The 21,057-nt window shown below is 67.4% G+C and carries 20 protein-coding genes; 6 read left to right on the forward strand and 14 right to left on the reverse strand.

Annotated features, from left to right (window positions below):
• Positions 1 to 35: 35 nt before the first annotated feature.
• Positions 36 to 1,682, reverse strand: a complete 1,647-nt coding sequence (locus N5K27_RS09855) for a GMC family oxidoreductase N-terminal domain-containing protein (RefSeq protein ID WP_279816067.1) — start codon at positions 1,680 to 1,682, stop codon at positions 36 to 38.
• 264 nt (positions 1,683 to 1,946) lie between these two features.
• On the opposite strand from N5K27_RS09855, the gene N5K27_RS09860 reads away from it, so the two are divergent.
• Genes N5K27_RS09860 through N5K27_RS09875 form a run of 4 tightly spaced genes read left to right on the forward strand, consistent with a single transcriptional unit; the run spans position 1,947 to position 5,940 of the window.
• The gene (locus N5K27_RS09860) at positions 1,947 to 3,425 is read left to right on the forward strand and encodes an aldehyde dehydrogenase (RefSeq protein ID WP_279816069.1); all 1,479 of its coding nucleotides are present in this window, start codon (positions 1,947 to 1,949) and stop codon (positions 3,423 to 3,425) included.
• Positions 3,426 to 3,483: 58 nt separating this feature from the next.
• Positions 3,484 to 4,653, forward strand: coding sequence for an enolase C-terminal domain-like protein (locus N5K27_RS09865; protein ID WP_279816072.1), 1,170 nt, complete (start codon positions 3,484 to 3,486; stop codon positions 4,651 to 4,653).
• A gap of 37 nt (positions 4,654 to 4,690) precedes the next feature.
• Positions 4,691 to 5,068, forward strand: a complete 378-nt coding sequence (gene pcaC, locus N5K27_RS09870; protein ID WP_279816075.1) for a 4-carboxymuconolactone decarboxylase — start codon at positions 4,691 to 4,693, stop codon at positions 5,066 to 5,068.
• The gene (locus N5K27_RS09875) at positions 5,065 to 5,940 is read left to right on the forward strand and encodes an NAD(P)-dependent oxidoreductase (RefSeq protein WP_279816077.1); all 876 of its coding nucleotides are present in this window, start codon (positions 5,065 to 5,067) and stop codon (positions 5,938 to 5,940) included. The genes pcaC and N5K27_RS09875 overlap by 4 nt, the downstream gene beginning before the upstream one ends.
• 10 nt (positions 5,941 to 5,950) lie before the next feature.
• Here the strand turns inward: N5K27_RS09875 and N5K27_RS09880 are convergent, their stop codons facing one another.
• The 7 genes from N5K27_RS09880 to N5K27_RS09910 form a co-directional block, all read right to left on the reverse strand.
• Entirely contained in the window at positions 5,951 to 7,075 is a 1,125-nt protein-coding gene (locus N5K27_RS09880) for a PrpF domain-containing protein (protein WP_279816080.1), read from the reverse strand.
• A gap of 31 nt (positions 7,076 to 7,106) precedes the next feature.
• The gene (locus tag N5K27_RS09885) at positions 7,107 to 8,090 is read right to left on the reverse strand and encodes a tripartite tricarboxylate transporter substrate binding protein (RefSeq protein ID WP_279816082.1); all 984 of its coding nucleotides are present in this window, start codon (positions 8,088 to 8,090) and stop codon (positions 7,107 to 7,109) included.
• A complete protein-coding gene (gene leuD, locus N5K27_RS09890; RefSeq protein ID WP_279816084.1) occupies positions 8,087 to 8,596 on the reverse strand; it encodes a 3-isopropylmalate dehydratase small subunit in 510 nt (169 codons plus the stop codon). The genes N5K27_RS09885 and leuD overlap by 4 nt, the downstream gene beginning before the upstream one ends.
• A 12-nt stretch (positions 8,597 to 8,608) precedes the next feature.
• A complete protein-coding gene (locus tag N5K27_RS09895) occupies positions 8,609 to 9,874 on the reverse strand; it encodes a 3-isopropylmalate dehydratase large subunit (RefSeq protein WP_279816086.1) in 1,266 nt (421 codons plus the stop codon).
• Positions 9,875 to 9,885: 11 nt separating this feature from the next.
• Complete coding sequence (locus tag N5K27_RS09900) at positions 9,886 to 10,785, reverse strand: isocitrate lyase/PEP mutase family protein (RefSeq protein WP_279816088.1); 900 nt, start codon at positions 10,783 to 10,785, stop codon at positions 9,886 to 9,888.
• Complete coding sequence (gene tcuA, locus N5K27_RS09905; protein WP_279816091.1) at positions 10,779 to 12,290, reverse strand: FAD-dependent tricarballylate dehydrogenase TcuA; 1,512 nt, start codon at positions 12,288 to 12,290, stop codon at positions 10,779 to 10,781. The genes N5K27_RS09900 and tcuA overlap by 7 nt, the downstream gene beginning before the upstream one ends.
• A 71-nt stretch (positions 12,291 to 12,361) precedes the next feature.
• Positions 12,362 to 13,354, reverse strand: a complete 993-nt coding sequence (locus N5K27_RS09910) for a tripartite tricarboxylate transporter substrate binding protein (RefSeq protein ID WP_279816093.1) — start codon at positions 13,352 to 13,354, stop codon at positions 12,362 to 12,364.
• A gap of 175 nt (positions 13,355 to 13,529) precedes the next feature.
• Between N5K27_RS09910 and N5K27_RS09915 the strand changes: the two genes are divergently transcribed.
• Together N5K27_RS09915 and N5K27_RS09920 are read left to right on the forward strand one after the other, a co-directional pair.
• Positions 13,530 to 14,456, forward strand: coding sequence for a CysB family HTH-type transcriptional regulator (locus tag N5K27_RS09915; RefSeq protein ID WP_279816095.1), 927 nt, complete (start codon positions 13,530 to 13,532; stop codon positions 14,454 to 14,456).
• Between the two features lie 49 nt (positions 14,457 to 14,505).
• Positions 14,506 to 15,249: a metallophosphoesterase gene (locus tag N5K27_RS09920; RefSeq protein ID WP_279816098.1), complete on the forward strand. Its 744-nt coding sequence runs from the start codon at positions 14,506 to 14,508 to the stop codon at positions 15,247 to 15,249.
• 4 nt (positions 15,250 to 15,253) lie between these two features.
• On the opposite strand, the gene ugpQ is transcribed toward N5K27_RS09920, so the two are convergent.
• The 6 genes from ugpQ to N5K27_RS09950 form a co-directional block, all read right to left on the reverse strand.
• Positions 15,254 to 16,030, reverse strand: a complete 777-nt coding sequence (gene ugpQ / locus N5K27_RS09925; RefSeq protein ID WP_279816100.1) for a glycerophosphodiester phosphodiesterase — start codon at positions 16,028 to 16,030, stop codon at positions 15,254 to 15,256.
• Positions 16,027 to 17,478 carry an extracellular solute-binding protein gene (locus N5K27_RS09930; RefSeq protein ID WP_279816103.1) on the reverse strand — a complete coding sequence of 484 codons (1,452 nt, stop codon included), beginning with the start codon at positions 17,476 to 17,478 and terminating at the stop codon, positions 16,027 to 16,029. Before N5K27_RS09930 ends, ugpQ begins: the two co-directional genes overlap by 4 nt.
• 42 nt (positions 17,479 to 17,520) lie before the next feature.
• Complete coding sequence (locus tag N5K27_RS09935; RefSeq protein ID WP_279816104.1) at positions 17,521 to 18,771, reverse strand: D-amino acid dehydrogenase; 1,251 nt, start codon at positions 18,769 to 18,771, stop codon at positions 17,521 to 17,523.
• Between the two features lie 139 nt (positions 18,772 to 18,910).
• On the reverse strand, positions 18,911 to 20,122 hold the full coding sequence (locus tag N5K27_RS09940) for an FAD-dependent oxidoreductase (RefSeq protein ID WP_279816106.1): 1,212 nt from the start codon (positions 20,120 to 20,122) through the stop codon (positions 18,911 to 18,913).
• Positions 20,119 to 20,691: a MarR family winged helix-turn-helix transcriptional regulator gene (locus N5K27_RS09945; RefSeq protein ID WP_087839998.1), complete on the reverse strand. Its 573-nt coding sequence runs from the start codon at positions 20,689 to 20,691 to the stop codon at positions 20,119 to 20,121. The genes N5K27_RS09940 and N5K27_RS09945 overlap by 4 nt, the downstream gene beginning before the upstream one ends.
• Before the next feature lie 34 nt (positions 20,692 to 20,725).
• Positions 20,726 to 21,046: a 2Fe-2S iron-sulfur cluster-binding protein gene (locus N5K27_RS09950; RefSeq protein ID WP_087839938.1), complete on the reverse strand. Its 321-nt coding sequence runs from the start codon at positions 21,044 to 21,046 to the stop codon at positions 20,726 to 20,728.
• Positions 21,047 to 21,057 lie beyond the last annotated feature (11 nt).

Here is a 21,057-nt window from a genome sequence, read left to right on the forward strand (position 1 = left end):
GCCGGCCCGGCGTGGCCGTTCCGGCTCATGGTTATTCATGTACGGTGCCGGTTTCCATCCTCCAGCAGCATCTCGGCACCCTTTTCGGCAATGGCCATCGTCGGCACATTGGTCCCCGATGAAGGCAGGGTCGGGCAGATGGACGAATCGATCACCCTCAGGCCCTGCACCCCATGGACGCGCAACCTGGGATCGACCACGGACATGGGGTCCACTCCCATCTTGCAGGTCCCCACCATGTGCCAGGAGGTCTGCAAGGTCTCCCGGACATAGGCCAGCATGTCGCGGTCGTCGACCACGCCCGGTCCCGGACGGGTTTCGCGCACCACCAGGGGCTTGAGCGCCTCCATGCCGGCGATGCCGCGCGAGATCCGCATGCCGCGCAGGAACAGCTGCGCATCGTCCTCGTGCGACAGGTAGCGCGGATCCATGCTCGCCTGCCGCGTGGGATCCGGCGACTGGATGTGCAGCGCACCGACGGATTTGGGCTGGAGCGTGGTCACCCCGAACGTGAAACCGGGGAACATGTCCATGCCCGTGGTCGGGGTCCGGGCATAGCGGTCGCCCCCGGACAACGGTTGCAGGCGCAGGACGAGATCGGCCTGCTTCAGGTCGGGCCGGCTGCGGTAGTTCATCTGCGCCGTGGCCGAGCAGATGCTCAGCAGCCCTTCGCGCCGGAGGATGAACCGCAGCCCCTCGCGCAGCTTGCGCAGCGGGCTGCGCAGGACATCGTTGACAGTGATGGGCTGGGCGCACTCGAACGTCAGCCGGGTGTTCGGATGATCCCGCAGGTTTTCGCCCACGCCGGGCAGATGATGGATGGGCCGCACGCCGTGCTTGCGCAGAATGTCCTGGTTGCCGATGCCCGACAGCTCGAGCAGTTGCGGCGAGGCAAGGGGTCCCGCGCTCAGCACGACTTCCCGCCGCGCCGTGGCACGGCGGCGCTCCCCTGCCGCGAGGTATTCCACGCCGATTGCGCGCGTGCCCTCGAACAGCACGCGTGCCACCATGGCGCGCGTCAACACGGTCAGGTTGGGCCGCCGGCGGGCGGGCCGCAGATAGCCGGCCGCCGAATTGTTGCGCAGCCCCCGGCGGGTGGTGTACTGGAGATAGAACACGCCCTCGTAGCTACCGTCGTTGTAATCCGCCAGCTCGCGATAGCCGGCCTGCCGGCAGGCCTGGATGAAGGCATCGGACAAGGGATCGAACTTGTCCAGGCGGGTACAGTGGATGGGTCCGCCCCTGCCGCGGACCGCCGGATCGCCCTCGGGGAAATCCTCCATGCGCATGAATACCGGCAGCAGGTCGGCATACCCCCAACCCGTGCACCCCAGGTCGCGCCAGTGATCGTATTCCGCGGGATCGCCCCGTGCGAAAAGGTTGCCGTTGATGGCGCCCGAGCCGCCGATGACGCGGCCCCGCGTCCAGCGCTGCGGCTTGCCGTTCAGGTGCACCTGCGGCTCGGTCATGTAAGGCCAGGTCACCTCGGGATTGTTGATCAGGTTCACCACCATCAAGGGCACCTTGATGTTGATGTCGTTGTCACGGCCTCCGGCCTCCAGCAACAGCACCTGATTGCTCGGGTCCGCGGACAGGCGTTCCGCCACGATGCAGCCGGCGCTGCCCGCGCCGCACACGATGTAGTCGAACTGCGCATCCCGCGGCAATGATTCAGCAAACATCTCGCTCCTTTCTTCGGCCAGGCGCTCAGGTGAGTCGATGCGAACCTTGTTGGCGGCCCAAGGTACAGGAGCGGCAGCATTACAGAAAATAATATTTTTGAATCCTTCCATTCCGCATTCGCATCCTGACGATGCGCGCCGACGAGCGGATTCAGCATTCCCTGACCTGATACTGGAATGCCCAAATATTATTTTTCAGTCATGCCGCCCAAGAGTAAGTTTCCCTGGGGGGACGACACGCGCCCGGCCGAGGAGACACCGAACATGGTCCAGGAGTACCGGCTGTATATCGATGGTCAATGGCGGGACGGCGCGCGCGGCGCGATGTTCCCCGCGATCAATCCCTACAACCAGGAAGTCTGGGCCCAGGTCGCCGAAGGTACGCCGGAGGACGTCGCCGAAGCGGTTGCCGCCGCCCGCCGTGCATACGAGACGACCTGGCGCAAGGTGTCCGGCACCGAACGCGGGCGCCTGCTGCACCGGCTGGGAGACCTGCTCGACCGACACGCCGAACGGATGTCCGTCATGGAAAGCTCGGACAACGGCAAGGCCATACGCGAAACGCGCGCCCAGATGCATTACGTGGCGCGCATCTTCCGTTTCTACGCCGGCTACGCCGACAAGATCTGGGGCGCGGTGATTCCGCTGGACCAGCGCGACGTGTTCGACTACGTGGTGCGCGAACCCTATGGGGTGGTCGGCATTATCACCGCGTGGAACTCCCCTATCGCATTGCTGGGGAACAAGTTGCCGGCCGCCCTCGCGGCCGGCAACTGCGTGGTGATCAAGCCCTCGGAGCACGCGTCCGTCACGACCCTGGCGTTCTGCGAACTGGTCGAGGAAGCGGGATTTCCCCCCGGCGTGGTCAACGTGGTCACCGGGGACGCCGGGATCGGGCGCTCCTTGGTCTCGGGCCCGGGGCTGGACAAGATCAGCTTCACCGGCAGCGGCCGCGCGGGTCGCGAGATCGCCGCGGCCGCCGGGCGCAATCTCGTTCCCGTGACGCTGGAGCTGGGCGGCAAGTCGCCCAACATCATCTTCGACGACGCGGACCTGGAGAAAGCCACGGTCGGTGCCCTGGCCGGCATCTTCGCCGCGGCGGGCCAGACCTGCATCGCCGGCTCGCGATTGCTGGTGCAACGCGCCGTGCACGACCGGGTGGTCGACGAGCTGTCCCGCCGCGCGGAACGCATCGTCATGGGCAATCCCTGCGATCCCGCCACGGAAATGGGTACGGCCGCCAACGAACCGCAATTCCGGCGCATCCTGGCCAGCATCGACGAGGGCAGGCGCGAGGGAGCCCGCCTGGTGACCGGCGGCGGCAAGGCAGACAGGCAGGACCTGGCGCGCGGCTTCTTCGTCCAGCCGACCATCTTCGCCGACGTGGACAACGCCATGCGGCTGGCCCAGGAGGAGATCTTCGGACCGGTGCTTGCCGTCATCCCCTTCGATGACGAAGCCCATGCCACGGAATTGGCCAACGGCACCGCCTTCGGCCTGGCGGCGGCGGTCTGGACCCGCGACATCTCGCGCGCCATGCGCATGACGCGCGAACTGCGCAGCGGCGTCGTCTGGGTCAACACCTATCGCATGGTCACGCCGCAGGCGCCGTTCGGTGGCGTCAAGGAAAGCGGATACGGACGCGAGCGCGGCGAGCAAGGGCTGTTGGAGTTCACGGTGAGCAAGAACGTCATGGTCGATTTCTCGACCGAGGCGCGCGACCCGTTCGCCGTCAAGGCCTGACGGTTCGCGCCGCATCGCCCTCCCCCGGGCCGGCGCGCCGGGAGCTACAGGAGACAACATGATCGAACGCATCGAGGTCCACGTGACCGAACTGCCCGTCAGGGTCAAGCGCATCTTCTCCAGCGGGTCGTACGACACGGGGCCTCGGGACCGCATCCTGGGCAAGCCGGTGCTGGTCCGCATCCACGCCGACGGCGTGACCGGCTGCGCGCAGATTCGCCCCATCAGCCCGGGCCATTTCGTCGCCGACACCACCCAGGGCACGGTGGCCGCCATCACCGAAATCTACGGCCCCGCGCTGATCGGGCGCAGCATCTTCGATATCGAAGGCATCAACGAGATGTTCGACCTGCGGCTGGCCGGCAATCCGGCGGCGCGGGCGGTGCTGGACATCGCGCTGTACGACGCCATGGGCAAGGCCCTGGACACGCCCGCGCATCGGCTGATGGGAGGAGCCTGCCAGCCGCGCATTCCGCTCGAATGGTCGGTCAGCCTGGCCGACGACCCCGCCGTCATGGTGGAAGAATCGCAGCGCGCCGTCTCGGAATTCGGCATCGGCGTCCTGTGCCTGAAAGCGGCCGACAGACGGGGATGGCGCCAGGATGTCGCCAACTTCGAACGTGTACGGCGCGCGGTGGGCGACGACATCGTCATCGGCGTCGACCCGAACACCGGCTGGAGCGTGGCCGACGCCCTGCGTGCCGTCGATGCGCTGCGCGAACTGGACCTGGGCTACATCGAGCAGCCCGTGGCCCGCCGCGACCTGCACGGCCTGGCCGCCATCCGGCAGGCCGCGCGCGGCATCCCGCTGATGGCCGACGAAAGCCTGTTCACGCTCCAGGACGCCCACGAACTCGCCCATGCCCATGCGGTCGATGCCTTCTGCATCAAGCTGTACAAGGTCGGAGGACTGACCGCCGCCCGGCGGATCGGCGCCGTCGCCCAGGCCGCCAACATCCAGCTCAATTGCGGCGGACTGGCGGTGCAGTCACAGTTGGAGGCGGCCGCGGCCGCGCACTTCTATGCCAGCACGCCGCGAAGCCGCATGTTCGGCGCCGGGGAGTTCCTGTTCGGGCTGAACACCACCGCACCGGACCCGCTGGTTCCGGAAACCGACTTCGTCGTCCGGGACGGCCACGTAGACGTGCCCACGGGCCCGGGACTGGGCGTCGCCATCGACGAGGAGGCGCTGCGACGCCACACCCTCCTGCAAGCCACCGTCCAGTAGAACCGCCTCGTGCCGAGGCCACAACCAAGGAGAAATCATGAATGAAGAACGCTACCAGGCAGGACTGAAGATCCGCCGCGAAGTCCTGGGCGACGCCTATGTGGACAATTCGCTGAAGCAGGCCGATGCCTTCGCGCGCCCCATGCAGGAACTGGTCACCGAGTATTGCTGGGGAGAGGCCTGGTCGCGCGCCGGCCTGGACCGGCGCACCCGCAGCATGCTGAACCTGGCCATGCTGACCGCGCTGAACAGGCAGCACGAACTCAAGGTCCACGTACGCGGCGCGCTGAACAACGGCGTCACCAAGGAAGAAATCGGCGAAGTGTTCATCCAGGCCGCCATCTACTGTGGCGTGCCCGCGGGGCTCGAGAGCGTGCGCAGCGCGCGCGAGGTCTTCAAGGAGATGGGAGTATGAAGAAGCCCCTCGTCGGCATCATCGGCCTGGGCCAGATGGGATTGCCCATGGCGGGCAACCTGCTCGCCGCCGGCCATCCCGTGCTGGGACTCGACGCCCTGCCCGTCCAGGCCCAGGCACTGGCGGGCCAGGAAGGCTATCGCGCGGCACCGGACCTGGCGGCGATGGCCGCCGCTCGGGTCGTCATCCTGATGCTGCCCGACAGCGACATCGTCGACGACGTGCTGTGGAACCAGGGGCTGGCGGCCTCCCTGTCCGCCGGCACACTGGTGATCGACATGAGCTCGTCCAACCCCACGCGCACACACGTCAACGCCGAGCGTCTCGAACAGGCCGGCCTGGCCTTCGTCGACGCTCCCGTCTCGGGCGGTGTCAAGCGGGCAAGGGAAGGCAAGCTCGCCATCATGATCGGCGGCCCGGACAGCGCCGTGGCCCGCGCCCGCCCCGTGCTGGAGGCGCTCGGCACCACGTTGGTCCACGTGGGCGGCGCGGGGTCCGGCCATGCCATCAAGGCGCTGAACAACTACATTTCCGCCTCGGGCCTGCTGGCCGTGGCCGAAGCCATGGCGGCGGCCCAGCGTTTCGGCATCGATCCGCACGTCGCCAACCAGGTGTTCAATGCCTCCAGCGGCAAGAACAGCGCGACCGAGCAAAAGGTGGAGCAATTCATCCTTTCGGGTACCTACGCCTCGGGCTTCGCCCTGGCGCTGATGCGCAAGGACCTGGAAACGGCGCTGGGCTTCATGGCGCAGATGCGTACGCCCACGGCTTTCGCGTCCTGCTGCGTGGACATCTGGCGCGATGCCGAGGCCGGCCTGCCGGCGCGCAGCGATCACACCGCCATTTATCGCTACGTGCAGGAAGGCGGTTGACGCGACGGCCTCAGGCCGGCGGCGGATGCCGGAGCAGCAGCGTTCCCTCGAACAGGCGACGCTGCGTCCGGTAGAATCCGCCCCGCTCCACGTTCCAGGCCCCATCGGCATCACGATGCACCACCGCCGTCACCGGCAGGACACCCGACGGCATGGCGATCCTGAGATCCCGCCCATGGACGGCGCCGCAAACACCATGAACCACGCTGCCCTCCAGCCGGGCGGCCGTGGCCAGGCAGACGGAAACGCCCAAGGGCAGCGCGCGGTGCGCTTGTCCGTTGGACAGGACACGGGCCTGGAAATCGGCGGCCGAACCGTCGGCGCAAGGCGCGACGAAGGCCACGAAGGGTACGGCCGTACTGGCGGTCGCGGCGGCTTCGTCGACCGCGACCCCCATGCGTATCGACGCCGCGACGCGTATGGCCTGCAGGCGGGCCATCAGCCGCGCGTCCGCCTCGATGGCCGCGGGCGCCTCGTCGCCCAGCAGGCCGAGGTCGGCCGCCCGGACGAACACGCAGGCATTGCTGGCATCCACCATGGATGCACGAACAGGGCCGAAGCCCGGGATCTCCAGCATGTCGGCCACGTTGCCGGTCGGCAACAGCCGGCCTGTCGTCGCTCCGGCGGGATCCAGGAAGTCCAGATGCAGCGGCGCCCCCGTCCCCGCTACCCCGGGGATCGCGAGGCCGCCTTCCACCGCCGCCAACCCTTCGTCCATGCCGAAGCGCGCCACGATGATCTTGCCGGTATTCGTATTGTGGATGCGCACCACCGCCTCGTCGCCTTGCACGCGGACCAGGCCTTCATCCACGGCGAACGGCCCCACCGCCGAAGACATGTTGCCGCAATTGGGCCGGAAATCCACGTGGGCGCTCTTGATCTGAACCTGTGCGAACGTATAGTCCACATCGGCGTCGGACCGCGAGGATGGCCCGATGACGCAGACCTTGGACAAGGAGGAAAGCCCGCCCCCCATGCCGTCGAGCTGGCGGCCGAAAGGATCCGGCGATCCCATTGCCGCAAGGAAGAGCGGCGCCCATGCCCGCCGGTCCGGAGGCAGGTCACGCCGGTGCAGCATCAGGCCCTTGCTGGTGCCGCCGCGCATGAACACGGCGGGCAGGCGATATTGCCTCACGGATGAATCTCCTGGAATGGGTGCCGTTGCGTCAGTCCACCACCGCGCCGGCATCCAGCACGGCCCGGCGCCATTTCCCGATTTCCCGGTCGAGGAACGTGGCGAACTCGGCCGGCGTTCCCAGCACCGGCTCGTTGCCATCGGCCGCCAGCATGCGTTCGAATGCCGGCTCGCGGCCGATCCGGGCGACGTCGCGCTGGATGCGATCGACCACGCCTGCCGGCGTTCCGCCTGGCGCCAGCAGGCCGTACCACGCGTTGACGTCGTAGCCAGGCACGCCGGCCTCGGCCATGGTGGGCAGGTCCGGCAGGACGGCGGACCGGCGCGCGCCGGTCACCGCCAACGCCCGCAGCTTGCCCGCCTTGACCTGGGGGACGGCCGACGCCAGCGCGCCGATATAGACCTGCCCCCGCCCGGCGACGACATCGTTGAGCGCTGCCAGCGCCCCCTTGTACGGAACATGGACCATGTCTACGCCGGCCATGGACTTGAGCAGCTCGGGCGCCAGGTGGTTGAGCGTGCCGTTTCCCGCCGAGGCGTAGATCAGTCCGCGCGGCTGCCGCCGCGCCAGGTCGATCAGTTCGCGGACGGACGTGGCCGGCACTTCCGGATTGACCACCAGGACGTCGGCCACCAGATTGATCAGACTGACGGGCACCAGGTCGCGCCGGGTATCGTAGGGCAGCGACCGATAAAGGCTAGGCGCGATGGCCAGGCTCACGTCGGTCATCAGCAGCGTGTAGCCATCCGGCGCGGCCCGGGCGACGGCCCGCGTTCCCAGCGTCGTGCCCGCGCCGGGCCGGTTCTCGACCACGACGGGCACACCCCATTCCTCGCCCAGCCGGCGGGCCAGGTGCCGGGCCACCAGGTCGATGCCGCCGCCCGGCGGATAGACCACGACGATGCGTACGGGCTGCGACGGAAATGCCTCGGCCGCCGCTGCCGCCGGCGCAAGCCCCGACACGGCCAGCAGGACGGCCAGCGACAGGCGCGGCATCCCGCCCGGCGCTCTCACGCCGCCCCCGCCGCCTGGCGCCGCGCCACTTCCCTCTTGACCCAGCCCGTCACGCCCCCCAGGTCGATGATTTCCTGGATGAAGGAAGGCAACGGTTCCACCCGGTGGTCCACGCCGTCCAGGCGCACGATGCCGCTGCGGGTATCGACCTCGATCGCCTGGCCGTCCCGCGCGGCGGACGCCACCTCGGGGCTGATCAGGATGGGCAGGCCCAGGTCGATGGACATCCGATAGAAGGTACGGGAGAAGCTTGCCGCGACGATGCAACCGATGCCCAGCGCCTTGAGCCCGAAAGGCGCCTGCTCCCGCCCCGAGCCGGCCCCGAAATTGCGGCCCGCCACGATCACGTCGCCCGGCCGCACCCGCCCCGCGAAGCCGGGATCGACCTCCTCGAAAATGTGCTTGGCGATCTCAGCCGGATCCAGCAGCGACAGATAGCGTCCCGGCACCATCACGTCGGTGTCGATGCTGTCTCCCAGCTTGTGTACCTTGCCCGAGAACATCATGGAACCTCTCCTTCAAAGGCGGGCCGGGTCGATGATCTCGCCGGCCACGGCGGTCGCCGCGGCGACATAGGAATTCCCCAGGTAGACCTGGGCGCCGGCATGGCCGCCGCGTCCCTTGAAATTCCGGTTGATGGTGGCGAAGGCCACTTCGCCGTCGTCGAGGGCGCCGTTATGCCCGCCGAAACAGGCGCCGCACGTCGGCGTGCTGACCGCGGCGCCCGCTTCGATGAACTGCTCGATCAACCCTTCCGCCATGGCCTGCATGTAGATTTTCTGCGTGGCGGGCACGATCATCGCCCGGGTCCCGCGCGCCACCTTGCGTCCCTTGAGGACGCTCGCGATCTGCCGCAGGTCGCTGAGCGTGCCATTGGCGCAGTTGCCCATGTAGACCTGGTCGACGTGGATGCCCGACAACTGGTCCACGGACACCACGTTCTCGGGCGAATAGGGCTTGGCGACCATGGGCCGCATGCGCGACAGGTCCAGTTCGTGCCTGGACGCGTACTGCGCGTCCGGGTCGGCGTTGACCAGGCTCCACGCCCGCTTGCAGGTCTGCTCCGCCCAGGTGCGCGTGATGTCGTCCGCCTCGACGATGCCCGTCTTTGCGCCCGCCTCCACCACCATGTTGCAGATGCCCATGCGTTCATCGATGTTGAATTCCGCGATGCCCGGGCCGCCGAACTCCATGGACCGGTACAGCGCGCCATCGACGCCGATGTCCTGCAGGATCTGCAGGATGACGTCCTTGCCGGTGACGTAAGGGGCCTTGGCGCCGTGCAGGTGGAAGCGCATCGATTCCGGCACCCTGAACCAGGTCTCGTCCAGCATCATGATGGCGGCCATGCCGGCCCAGCTCATGCCGGTCCCGAAGGCGTTGAATGCGCCGGCCGTGCCGGTGTGAGAATCGCCCCCGGCCACCAGGTTGCCGGGCCCGATGTATCCCTGCTCGGGAATGAGCGTGTGTTCGATGCCCCCTTTTCCCACGTCGAAGAACAGCTCTATGCCCTTGTCGCGCGCGAATCGGCGCATGTCCCCCAGCATCCGGGCACCGGCGGCGCTCGGCGCGGGCGCGAAATGGTCGCACACCAGCCCGATCTTCTCCGGCACCGCGACCTTGCCGCCGCCCATGTTGGCGAAATGGCGAAAGGCCACCGGCCCATTGGCATCGTTGAGCAGGACGAAATCCACCTTCGCCCTGACCACGCTGCCCGGTTCCACCTGCTGGTCGCCACCGATGCGGTGGGTTTCCAGGATTTTTTCCGCGATGGTCTGTCCCAACCTGGTGCTCCCTATTTGCGCACGAACTGCTGCTCGAGCTGGTTGATCTCCTTCAGGCCCATCAACGCATTGAGCTCCTCGAACGACACCAGCAGATCGGGTCGCTCGGTCACCTCCTCGTCGTCCAGCTGCGCGCCCAGGGCGGCAAGCGAGTTGGTAAGGCCCATGATGGCCGACGCGCTGAGCATCCGCCCGAACATGACCGCCGCCACGCCCATGTCCTGCAGCCTGCGGGCGGAAATCAGCGCGGTCGTCGACCGCTTGCGGATGGCGAAGCCCATGTTCACGCACAGGGGCTTGGACACATTGCGCACGACGGCGCGGATGTCGTCCTCGGTGGCCAGCGCATCCGCCAGCAGGAGGTCGGCGCCCGCCTCCGCGTACAGGTTCAGGCGCCGGATCGCCTCGTCCAGGCCGTGCGTGCCGAATGCGTCGGTGCGCGCCTTGATCACGAAGTCAGGATCGCGCCGGGCCTCGACCGCGGCATGGACCTTCTCGACCATTTCCTCGGCGGACACCACGCTCTTGCCCTGCATGTGGCCGCAGCGCTTGGGCCAGGACTGGTCCTCGATCATGATGCCGCCCACGCCGGCCTGCTCGAATTTCTGGATCATGTGGTAGACGTTGACGGCGTTGCCGTAGCCCGTGTCGCCGTCCGCCAGCAATGCCAGGTTGCAGGCGCTGGCCAGCCGCCGGCAAGCGGTCAGGTTCTCTTCCATGCCCATCAGGCCCACGTCGGGCTTGCCCAGGTTGGCCTCGCTCAGCGCCGCGCCCGACACGAATCCCGCCTGGTAGCCGAACTTCTCGACCAGCTTCACCGTGAAACCGTCGTAGACGGCATGCATGACCAGAATCTGGGGGGCATGTATCAACGCCTTCAGGCGCGCGCCCGGGCTCGGTGTGTTCAGCATTGCAGCTCCCGTTGGGACATGGCGAACTGCCCGGCGCTCTTGCCGGCCAGTCGGCCGAAGACGGCACCGCTGGTCAACCCGCTGGCGCCTGGATAGTTGAAGTAGAAGATGCCGCCGACCATTTCGCCCGCGGCGTACAGGCCTGGAATGGGATCGTGGCCGGTATCGACCACCTGCCCGTCGGTGTTGATCTTCAGGCCGCCGAACGTGAAGGTCACGCCGCAGGTGATGGCGAAGGCCTGGAACGGCGGCTTCTCGATCGGCAGCGCCCAGTTGGACTTGGGAACGTCCAGGCCCACGGTCCCCTTGCCATCCTTGATGTTGGGATTGAACGGCACGTCACGATTGACCGCCGCGTTGAATTCGCGGATGGTGCGCAGGCACTGCCCGGGATCCACGTCGTCGAGCTTGTGCACCAGCTCTTCCAGCGTATCCGCCTTCACCTTGGTCACATGGCGGGTCCGGTATTCGTCCAAGAGGAGATGCTGGACCTGGTCGTCGTAGATCTGCCAGGCGAACTGCCCCGGCTGCTCGAGAATCAGGTGCCCATACTTGGCGTAGGTGAAGTTGCGGATGTCGGCGCCTTCGTCCAGGAAGCGCTTGCCCAGCCCATTCACCATGATGCTGAAGGTATAGCTGTGGCGCTGGAAATGCGGCGTGACGTTCAGGTCGCCGAAATCCGTCGCGTAGCGCTCCCAGCCCACCGCGTGGCAGCCCGACCAGTGGCCGTAGGGCTGCGCGCCGATGCGCAGCGCCATGGCCAGGCCATCGCCGGTGTTGTACTTGGTGCCGCGCACCTTGGCCAGGTCCCAGCCCTTGCCCAGGTAGCGCGTGCGCCATTCGGCATTGGCCTCGAAACCGCCGCAGGCCAGGACCGTGGCGCGGGCGCGGATCTTCAGCTCCTTGCCGCCGATGCGCGCGACTACCCCCGAGACGCCGTTCACATCATGGAGCAGGTCTTTCACCCATGCTTCGTAGACGATCCGCACGCCCTTTTTCTCGACGGCGGCGTACAGGGCCTCGACCAGCCCCGGACCGCCGCCATAGGTGGCCAGCGGCGCGCCACCCCAGAACGTGAAGCGGCCGTCCTCCTTGTAGGCCTGGCGTCCGTAGTTCGGCATGAATTTCACGCCGTTTCCCTTCATCCAGTGCATGGTCGCGTTGCTGTTCCGCACGAGGATCTCGCACAGATCCGGATCCGTGCGGTGCTGCGTGATGCGGGCCATGTCGTCGAAGAAATCGCTCTCGGTGTACTGGCCGAAATCGGTCGTCGCGATTTCCTCTTCAGTCAGGTCCGCGGACAACGCCACGATGTCTTCCTGCCCGGCATACGCGAACCGGACCTTGCCGTCGGTATAGGCACTGTTGCCGCCGCGTTCCTCGAAAGGAGCCCGTTCGAGCAATACGACGCCCGCCCCCTGTTCGGCGGCCGACAGCGCCGCGCACAACGCGGCGTTGCCGCCGCCGACGATCAGCACATCGTGGATCGTTGATTCAAGACTCATGAATGGATTCCCCGGTCTGGTGTAAGCACTGTCCCGCCGGACTCGGCATCCCGCGTCCGCGCGCCCCACGCCTATTCGGCGGTGATCTTGGCCTTGGCGATGATGTCCGCCCACTTGTGCAATTCGGTCGCCATGTAGGACCTGAATTCGTCCGCCCCGCCGGCGGCGGGCTGGACGCCCTGGGCCAGCAGCTTTTCCTGGAAGTCCTTCCGCTGCAGGCTCTTGCGGATGGCATGGGAGAGCTTTTCCACCACCGGCGCCGGGGTGGCGGCGGGCACGAGGATCCCGTACCACGACGTCGCCTCGTAGCCCGGCACGCCGGCTTCCGCCAGGGTGGGCACGTCGGGCAGCGCCGGACTGCGCTCGCTCGACGATATCGCCAGCGGCACCAGGGAACCCTGGCGGATGTGGCTGAGCACGGCGGTAATGGAACTGAAGGCGACCGGCACCTCGCCCGACATGACGGCATTGGTGGACGGCGCACCGCCCTTGTATGGCACGTGTACCATCTGGACGCCGGCCATCGACTCGAACAGTTCCATCGACATGTGAGTGATGTTTCCCACCCCGCCCGACGCGTAGTCGACCTTGCCGGGCCGGTGCGACAGGTACTCGATCAACTGCGACACGGACCGTACCGGGAACTTGGGATTGACCACCAGCACTGACGGCCCGTAGCCGACCAGGGATACCGGAGCGAAATCACGGCCTGCGTTGAACGGCAAGCGGGGGAACATCGACGGCATGGCGATCGTGGCATTGGCCAGATAAAGCGTGTAGCCGTCGGGCGCGGAACGTGCGACGGAGTCCGCGCCGATATTGCCGGACGCCCCGGGTCGGTTCTCCACCACCACGGTCTGGCCGAATGCCTCGGTCAGGTTCTGCGCGATCACTCGCGCCACCACATCGGTCGCGCCGCCGGGCGCGAACCCCGATATCAGGCGGATGGTCCGCGTGGGATAGTCCGTTTCCTGCTGCGCGCCGGCCAGCGCCGGTCCTGAGATGGCAAGACAGGCCCAGACGGCGACACACCCACGCCGGGACCTGCGATCAAGGCGATACATGACCCATTCCTCCTTGGCGATCCCGTCTTGTGCGCGGGAGTTGTCGTGCCGGCAAGCGCCGGTTCGCTCGCGACGGCGACAGGGCCGCGCGACGAGGTCACTGTATCAAGGGGGTTAATAGGCTGCCAGAATATTGTGTTATCTTGCTATTCAAAAACAGAATGCTGGAGACGACATGAAACTTCAACAGTTGCGCTACGTGCTCGAGGTATTCCGGCACGGCAATCACATCTCCAATGCCGCCGAGGCCCTGCATACCTCGCAGCCCGGCATCAGCAAGCATCTGCAGCAACTGGAAGAAGAACTCGGGTTCGAGGTCTTTGCCCGCAAGCGCAACCGCATCGTTGGCCTGACCGAACCCGGCGAAGAAGTCGTGGCCATCGCCCAGCGCGTGCTCAACGACATCGACAGCCTGAAACGGCTGGGCGAAGAGCTTTCCTCGCGCGAAGGGGGCAGCCTGACCATCGCCACCACGCATACGCAGGCCCGCTACGTCCTGCCCCAGGTCATCGAGCGCTTCATCCGCCAGCATCCCAAGGTGCAGTTGCACCTGCGCCAGGGCAATCCGACGCAGATCTGCGAAATGGTGGAAGCAGGCGTGGCCGATCTTGCCGTGGGCACGGAAACCACGCGAGCCTTCCCGACGCTGGTCCGCATGGACTGTTTCGAGCTCGAGCGTTCCATCATCACCAAGGTGGGTCATCCGCTGCTCAAGATCCGCAAGCCCACCCTGCGCGACGTGGCGGCCTATCCGATCATCACGCACGACCCGGCTTTCAGCGGGCGATGGAAAGTGATCGACGCCTTCAAGCGTGCGGGCATCACCCCCAACATCATCTTCGGCGCGGTCGATGCCGACGTCAGCAAGACCTATGTCGAGCTGGGACTGGGCATCGCCGTCATGACCTCGGTCTCCATCGACCGGCAGAAGGACAAGGGGCTGCGCGCCATCGACGCCAGCCACCTGTTCGAACCCAGCATGACGTCGATTTCCCTGCGCATCAATGCCTATCTGCGCAACCACACCTTCGACTTCATCAGGATGTTCGCTCCGCACCTGACGCGGGACGCGGTCCGGGCGGCACTGCAAGAGGCCCGGTAGGCCGTGCTACGCTAGTCGATCCGTGCCATCGCCTCGGATTCCGACGACCATGCGCATCCGCATTCTGTCCGACCTCCACCACGAACACTTCAACGGCAATCGCCCGTTGCCCGACGTCGACGCCGACCTGGTCGTCCTGGCCGGCGACATCCATACGCACGATCTCGGCATCGCCTGGGCCGGCCGGGCCTTCGGCAAGACGCCGGTCGTCTACGTGCCGGGCAACCATGAGTTCTATTCCGCCCACATGGGCAGGCTGGACCGCAAGATGCGCGAGACGGCCCGCCGGCACGGCGTGCACCTGTTGCAGAACGAAGCAGTGGAGCTGGATGGCGTGCGCTTCCTGGGCACCACGCTCTGGGCCGATTTCGCGCTGTATGGATCGCCCGGCGATGAACTGGCGCAAGCCATGGCCGTACGCGTGATGCCCGATTTCAGCTGCATCGACACCGACCAGGGAAAGTTCACGCCGGCGGCCTGCATCGCCCTGCACCAGGCTGCTCGCGCCTGGCTGGGACAACAGCTGAACACGCCCCACACCGGCCCCACGGTGGTCGTCACCCACCATGCGCCCAGCGAACGTTCGGTGCCGCAGCAGTACAAGGGCAACCAGCTGTCGCCGGCCTTCTCGTCCAACCTGGACGACCTGGCGGCCAAGGCCGACCTCTGGATACATGGCCATACCCACACCTGTTTCGACTATCGCATCGGCAAGGCGCGCGTGGTGGCGAACCCGGGCGGCTATCCGGGCGAAAACGGGGAATTCGACCCCGGCCTGGTAGTGGAGATCTGACGGTTTACCGGAAGTCGGCGCCGATCAGGTCGTAGCGATCGGTGCACAGGGCATCCACGCCCCATGAGAAGAGTTCGCGCGCCCGCTCCGGATCGTTGACCGTGTAGCACATGAGGCCGTACCCCGCGGCCTTGATGTCGCGCGCCAGCCCGGCATCGAGCAAGTCGTGCCGGCAGTGCAGGGACACGCAATCCAGGGCTTCGAGCCGGGTCCGCCAGTCCGGCGGCACGCCCTCCACCAGGAGGCCGCGCGGAATGTCCGGCGCGGCTTCGCGCGCGGCGCCCAGCGCCTTGGCGGAAAAGGACGAGAACAGCGGCAACCCGGCGGGATCGGCAACCCCCGCATACAGATCCTGCACCATCTGCCCCACCACCTGCCCGGTATCCACGTCGTGGCCCGGGATGGGCTTGATCTCGATGTTCATCCAGACGCCATGGCGGCGCAGCCATTGCACGATGTCCTCCAGGCGCGGCACGGGCTCGCCCTGGAAGCGCGGATCGAACCAGGCGCCGGCGTCCATGCGCGCCAGGTCCGCGGACTCGAATGCGCCCACGTCTCCCACGCCGGGTACGGTGCGTCCGAGCCGGGTGTCGTGCATGAGGATGGGAACGCCGTCGGCGGCGAGCATGACGTCGAACTCGACGCCGCCGATGCGGCGGGCATGGGCCTCGCGCATGCCCGCCAGGGTGTTCTCGGGGGCCAGCGCGCCCCCGCCCCTATGAGCCACCACGCGGGGATAGGGCCAGGTCCTGATGGAAACGGCGCCTTCCCCGGTGGTCATTTCTTCGCGCTCATCACCGCCGACGACCGCGCCACGGCATCGTCCAGCCCCTGCTTGGGCGGCTTGGCGCCGTTCCAGACGGCGTTCAGTTCGCTGTTGATGATGTCGGTCACGCGATCGTAGTTGTTCAGGCGGAAGCCCCGCGTGAACTTGGCGGGCGGATTGGCCATGGCCCGCACCACGTTCTCGGCGCCGGGGATGTTCTTGTAGAACGACACCTCGGAGGCGCGATAGGCCGCTTCGGTCAGCGGCAGGAAGCCGGTCTTCTGGTGCCATTCGGCCGCCACCACCGGCGTGGCCAGGTAGGCGATGAAGGTGGCCAGCGCCTTTTGTTCGGCGGTGGAGTGGCCGCCCAGCGCCCAGAACGCGGAACCGCCCACGAACGGCGTGCTGGGACGCGACGCCTCTTCCTCGTAATAGGGCAGCGGCGCCACGCCGTACGAGAACGTCGCCTTGCCCTGAACCTGGGCCAGCGCGCTGCTGCCGCTGGTCAGCACGGCGCACTCGCCGGACGCGAACGCGGCATCGGCCTGGTCCTGGTCGGTGCGCACCGGGAACAGGTGGCTGCGGACCCAGCTCATCATCAGGGCCAGATGGCGGACGTGCAGCAGGTCGTTGGCCAGCAGTTGGGCGCCGTTGGGCCCTTCCAGCCCGTTGTTGCGCGTGGCGTAGGCCGTGTTGTGCATGGCCGCGAGGTTTTCCACGTGCACCCAGGTCTGCCAGCTCGTGGCGTAGGGACAGTTGACGCCATTCTGCAGCAGCGCGATCAGATGCGCCTGCATGTCGCGCCAGGTGCGCGGCGGGGTATCGGGATCCAGGCCCGCGCGCCGGTACAGGTCGCGGTTGTAGAGATAGACGGGGATGTCGGCCATCCAGGGCAGCGCCAGCAGGCGGCCCTTCGCATCGCTCATGCCGGCGGTGGTCTGCGGCAGGAACCAGCGCAGGTCCTTGATCGGATACTTGGCCAGCAATTCGTACATGGGCAGGATGGCTCCCTGCCGCGCGATGAACTCAGGCGAACGGTTGTCGGGCAGCTCGACCAGGTGCGGGGCGCGGCGCGCGCGCACGGCGGCCGTGCCATCCTCGATCAGCGCCTCGACCGAAGGCTTGGCCGTGACCTTGACCGTGAAGCCGTGCTGCTGCTCGTTGAAGCGCTGCACCAGCGAATCGAACTCCGCCGCCTGCTGCGGGTTCAGGGTATGCCACACCTGCAACTCGATCGGACCGGAAGGCGCGGCCATCGCGGCGGCGGCACCGGCGGCACCCGCGGCGCCAGCGGCCTTGGCGGCGCCCGCCGCCGGCTTCTTGGCCGGCGCGGCCTTGGTCGCCGGCTTGGCGCTGCCCTTCTTGGCGCCCTGCGCCGCTGCCGTGCCCAGGCCGCCCACGGCCAGGACGCCGGCGGCGAACACCGACACACCCCATTTCAACCAGCGCTTAGTCGGCTGCATCGATCCGTTCTCCGAAAACATGGTCAAGCTCAAGAGACACACTCACAAAAAGGGAAAATCCACCTGCGGCCGGCGGCCGCCTATCAGGTCGGCCAAGGCCTTCCCGGATCCGCAGCCCATGGTCCACCCCAAGGTGCCGTGCCCGGTGTTCAGGTACAGATTGGGCAGGCGCGTGCGGCCGATCAGGGGCACGTTCGACGGCGTGGCGGGGCGCAGTCCCGACCAGTACGACACCTTGTCGAAGTCCAGCGCTCCTGGAAAGAGCTCCCGCGTCAAGGTGGTGAGCGCCTGGCAGCGCACCGTGTTCAGAGCGCGGGAATAGCCGCTGAGTTCCGCGGTTCCCGCGACTCTCAGCCTGTCGCCCAGCCGCGAAAATACCACCTTATGGGCACTGTCCGTCAGGCTGACCGTGGGAGCGCGGGTGGAATCCGTAACGGGGTATGTCGCCGAATAGCCTTTGGCCGGATAGACCATGCAGGAAACGCCCAGCGGGCGCACCAGCTCCGGCGTGAAACTGCCCAGCGCGGCCACGAAGACGTCGCCCTGCACCTTGGCGTAGCGCCCGTGGGCGTCGATGGTCTCCACCGCCTTGACCCACCCGCCCTCGTCCAGCAGGCGCGTGATCTGGGTGGAGAAACGGAATTCCACGCCCGCCGCGGCGGCCTTCTCGGCCAATGCGGTGGTGAAGAGATAGACGTCGCCGCTTTCGTCGGCCGCGGTGTAGTCGGCACCGACGATGCGGTGGCTTTGCGGCGCCAGGGCCGGCTCCAGCGCCACCAGTTCCTCGGTACTGAGGATGCGGCGGTCGACGCCGTATTCGCGCATCAGGTCGGCCGCCTTCTGCGAAGCGTCGAATTCGGCCGGATCACGATAGAAATTGATGATCCCTTTCTCGAGATGATCGTAAGGGATGCCCAGTTCGGCGCGCATGTCCTGCAGGGTCTTGCGGCTGTAGGCCGCCATGTTGACCAGGGCCCGCACGTTGCGCGGCAGCCGGCCGGGCAGGCACTCGCGCAGGAAGGCCATGCACCACAGCCACTGGTGCCAGTCGGCGTGCAGCCGGAACAGCAGCGGCGCGTCGCCCCGGAGCAGCCAGCGCGCCAGCTTGAGCGGAGCCTGCGGATTGGCCCAGGGCTCGGCATACGAAACCGAGATCTGGCCGCCGTTGGCGAAACTGGTTTCCTGCGCCGGACCAGGCTGGCGGTCGATCACCGTGACGTCGTGGCCGGACTGGCGCAGCCACCACGCGCTGGACGTGCCGATGATACCGCTACCTAATACGACAACTCTCATTCTTGCTCCTCGGGCCTGGCGGACCATGTCCACCGCGGCGCCGCCCCGGCAGGCGGCGGAAAGCGTAAGTGTATCGCTCCCGAGGCGGCGGCATGCAAGCGCCCGGCCTCCGGCCGGAGGAGTTCGGCCGGGCCTGGCCTCAGGCCTTCAGCGGCACGGCCGGATCGGCCGCCGTGCCCTTGGCGGGCGACAGTCCGGCCTGCATGAGCTTGCGGGCCGTCATCTGGTCCACCGGCGAATTCACCGACTCGATGGCCCGCAGCGCGTCCCCGTCGAAATGCAGCACCGAGAAGCCGGTGCCGCGCGCCGCCGGCCGCACGACGCTTTGGTAGCCCGGGCGCCACAGGCCGGTGATCTGCAGGCGCGCCTCGCCCTGGTCCGACCAGAACCAGGGCACGGCGGTATAGGGCTGGGGATCGCCGCACAACCGGGCGGCCAGGGTGCGGGCCTGGTCGTTGGCGTTCTGCACCGATTCCAGCCGCAGCGGCTGCGGCCATGCGGGATGCGGGAAGGACGTGCAATCTCCGATGGCGGAGATGGCCGGATCCTCGGTGGACAGGGTGGCGTCGACCACGATGCCGTTGTCGCAGGCCAGGCCGGCGTCCCGTGCCAGGTCCACGTTGGGCGTCGCGCCGATGCCGGCGATGACGATGTCCGCGGGGACGGCCGCGCCGCCCGACACCACGCCCACCGCCCTGCCCTGCGCCATCTCCAGGCCGTCGACCGAACTGCCCAGGCGTATGTCCACCCCCGCCGCGCGATGCGTCTCCAGCAGGAAGGACGAGATCTCGGGCGACACCGAGCGCGTCAACAGGCGCGGCATGGATTCGAACACGGTCACTTCCTTGCCCAGGTGGCGGGCGGTGGCCGCGATCTCGAGACCGATGAAGCCGCCGCCCAGCACCACCACCCGCCGGGTGCCGGGCAGCGCATCGCGCAGTGCCCGCGCCTGGGCATAGGTGCGCAGATAGTGCACGCCGGGCGTCCCCACGGGTGCCTGCGGCAGTTCGCGCACGCACGCGCCCGTGGCCAGCACGAGGTGGTCGTAGGCCAGGTCTTCCTGCCCCGCGGCCGACGACAGCCGCAGGCGCTTGCCGGCCCGGTCAATGGACAACGCGCGGGTGCCCAGCCTCAGCGTGATGCCGGCCTGCTCGTAGAAGGACGCGCCGCGCAGCTCGGGCAGCGGCGCCTCCGGATCCTTGATCAGGGTCTTGGAAAGCGGCGGCCGGTGATAAGGGATCTCGGGCTCGTCGCTGACCAGGACGATGCTGCCGGGAAACTGCTTTTCCGCCAGCGAGGCGGCCAGCTGCGCGGCGGCGTGTCCGCCGCCCACGATAACGAGTCGGGTCATGTGCTTACCTTGCGTCGGCGCGGACCGCGGGGCGGGACCAGCCCCCGGGCTCGCTGGGTTTCCATGAAGGCGTCGGAGGTGGCGTCCACCATGGGCAGGTTCTCGTGCAGGCGCCGCAGCAGATCGATCAGCACGTCCACCTCGTCCGGCGCGAGCACCGACAGGAATGCCTGTTCGCGGTTGAGCGCGAACTTCATGATGCTGTCGTGCATCTCGCGCCCGCGCGGCGTGAACGCGGCGTGGCGCAATCTGCCGTCGTGGTCGTCGGAACTGAACGAGATCAGGCCCTGCGCATGCATGCTCTTGAAGGTCCGGCTGACCGAGGCCTTGTCCATGCCGATGAGCTGGCACACGCGCTGCGCGGTGACCTTGCCCTCGATCGCCAGCATGACCATGATCCGCCAGGTCTCGATGCCGACGCCGTAGGTCTCGAGGTAATGCTTGGACGCACCGCGCGCCAGCTTGTTGGCGATGAAGGTGAAATACGCGGGGGTATAGCGGTCTAGGTCGACGGCGGGGCCCTGCGGCGCGTCGGTGCGCGTCGGACGTTCTCGTTGTCTGGCGGTCATGCCTCGGGCACGCATGGCGTGCGTGGATAATGGGTTATTGGCTCTCCGGCAGCGTGAACGACAGCCCGGCCAGGTCTTCCGTCATTTTAACTTGGCAGCTCAGGCGGCTGCCGGGACGGCGCTCGGCGGCCGTGCACTCCAGCATCTCGTGCTCGGTGGGCAGCATGGCGGGCAGCCGGGCCAGGGCGGTCTCGTCCACATAGACGTGGCAGGTGGCGCACATGCACGAACCGCCGCATTCGGCGACGATGCCGGCCACCCCGGCCGACACCGCCGCCTGCATGATGCTGGTGCCCACCGGCACGTCCAGGGTGACACGCCGGCCGTCGGGCTGGATCAGATGAACTTCGGGCATACATCCTTCCT

Source organism: Pigmentiphaga sp. GD03639, assembly GCF_029845405.1.
In the GTDB taxonomy this organism is placed as follows: domain Bacteria; phylum Pseudomonadota; class Gammaproteobacteria; order Burkholderiales; family Burkholderiaceae_B; genus Pigmentiphaga; species Pigmentiphaga daeguensis.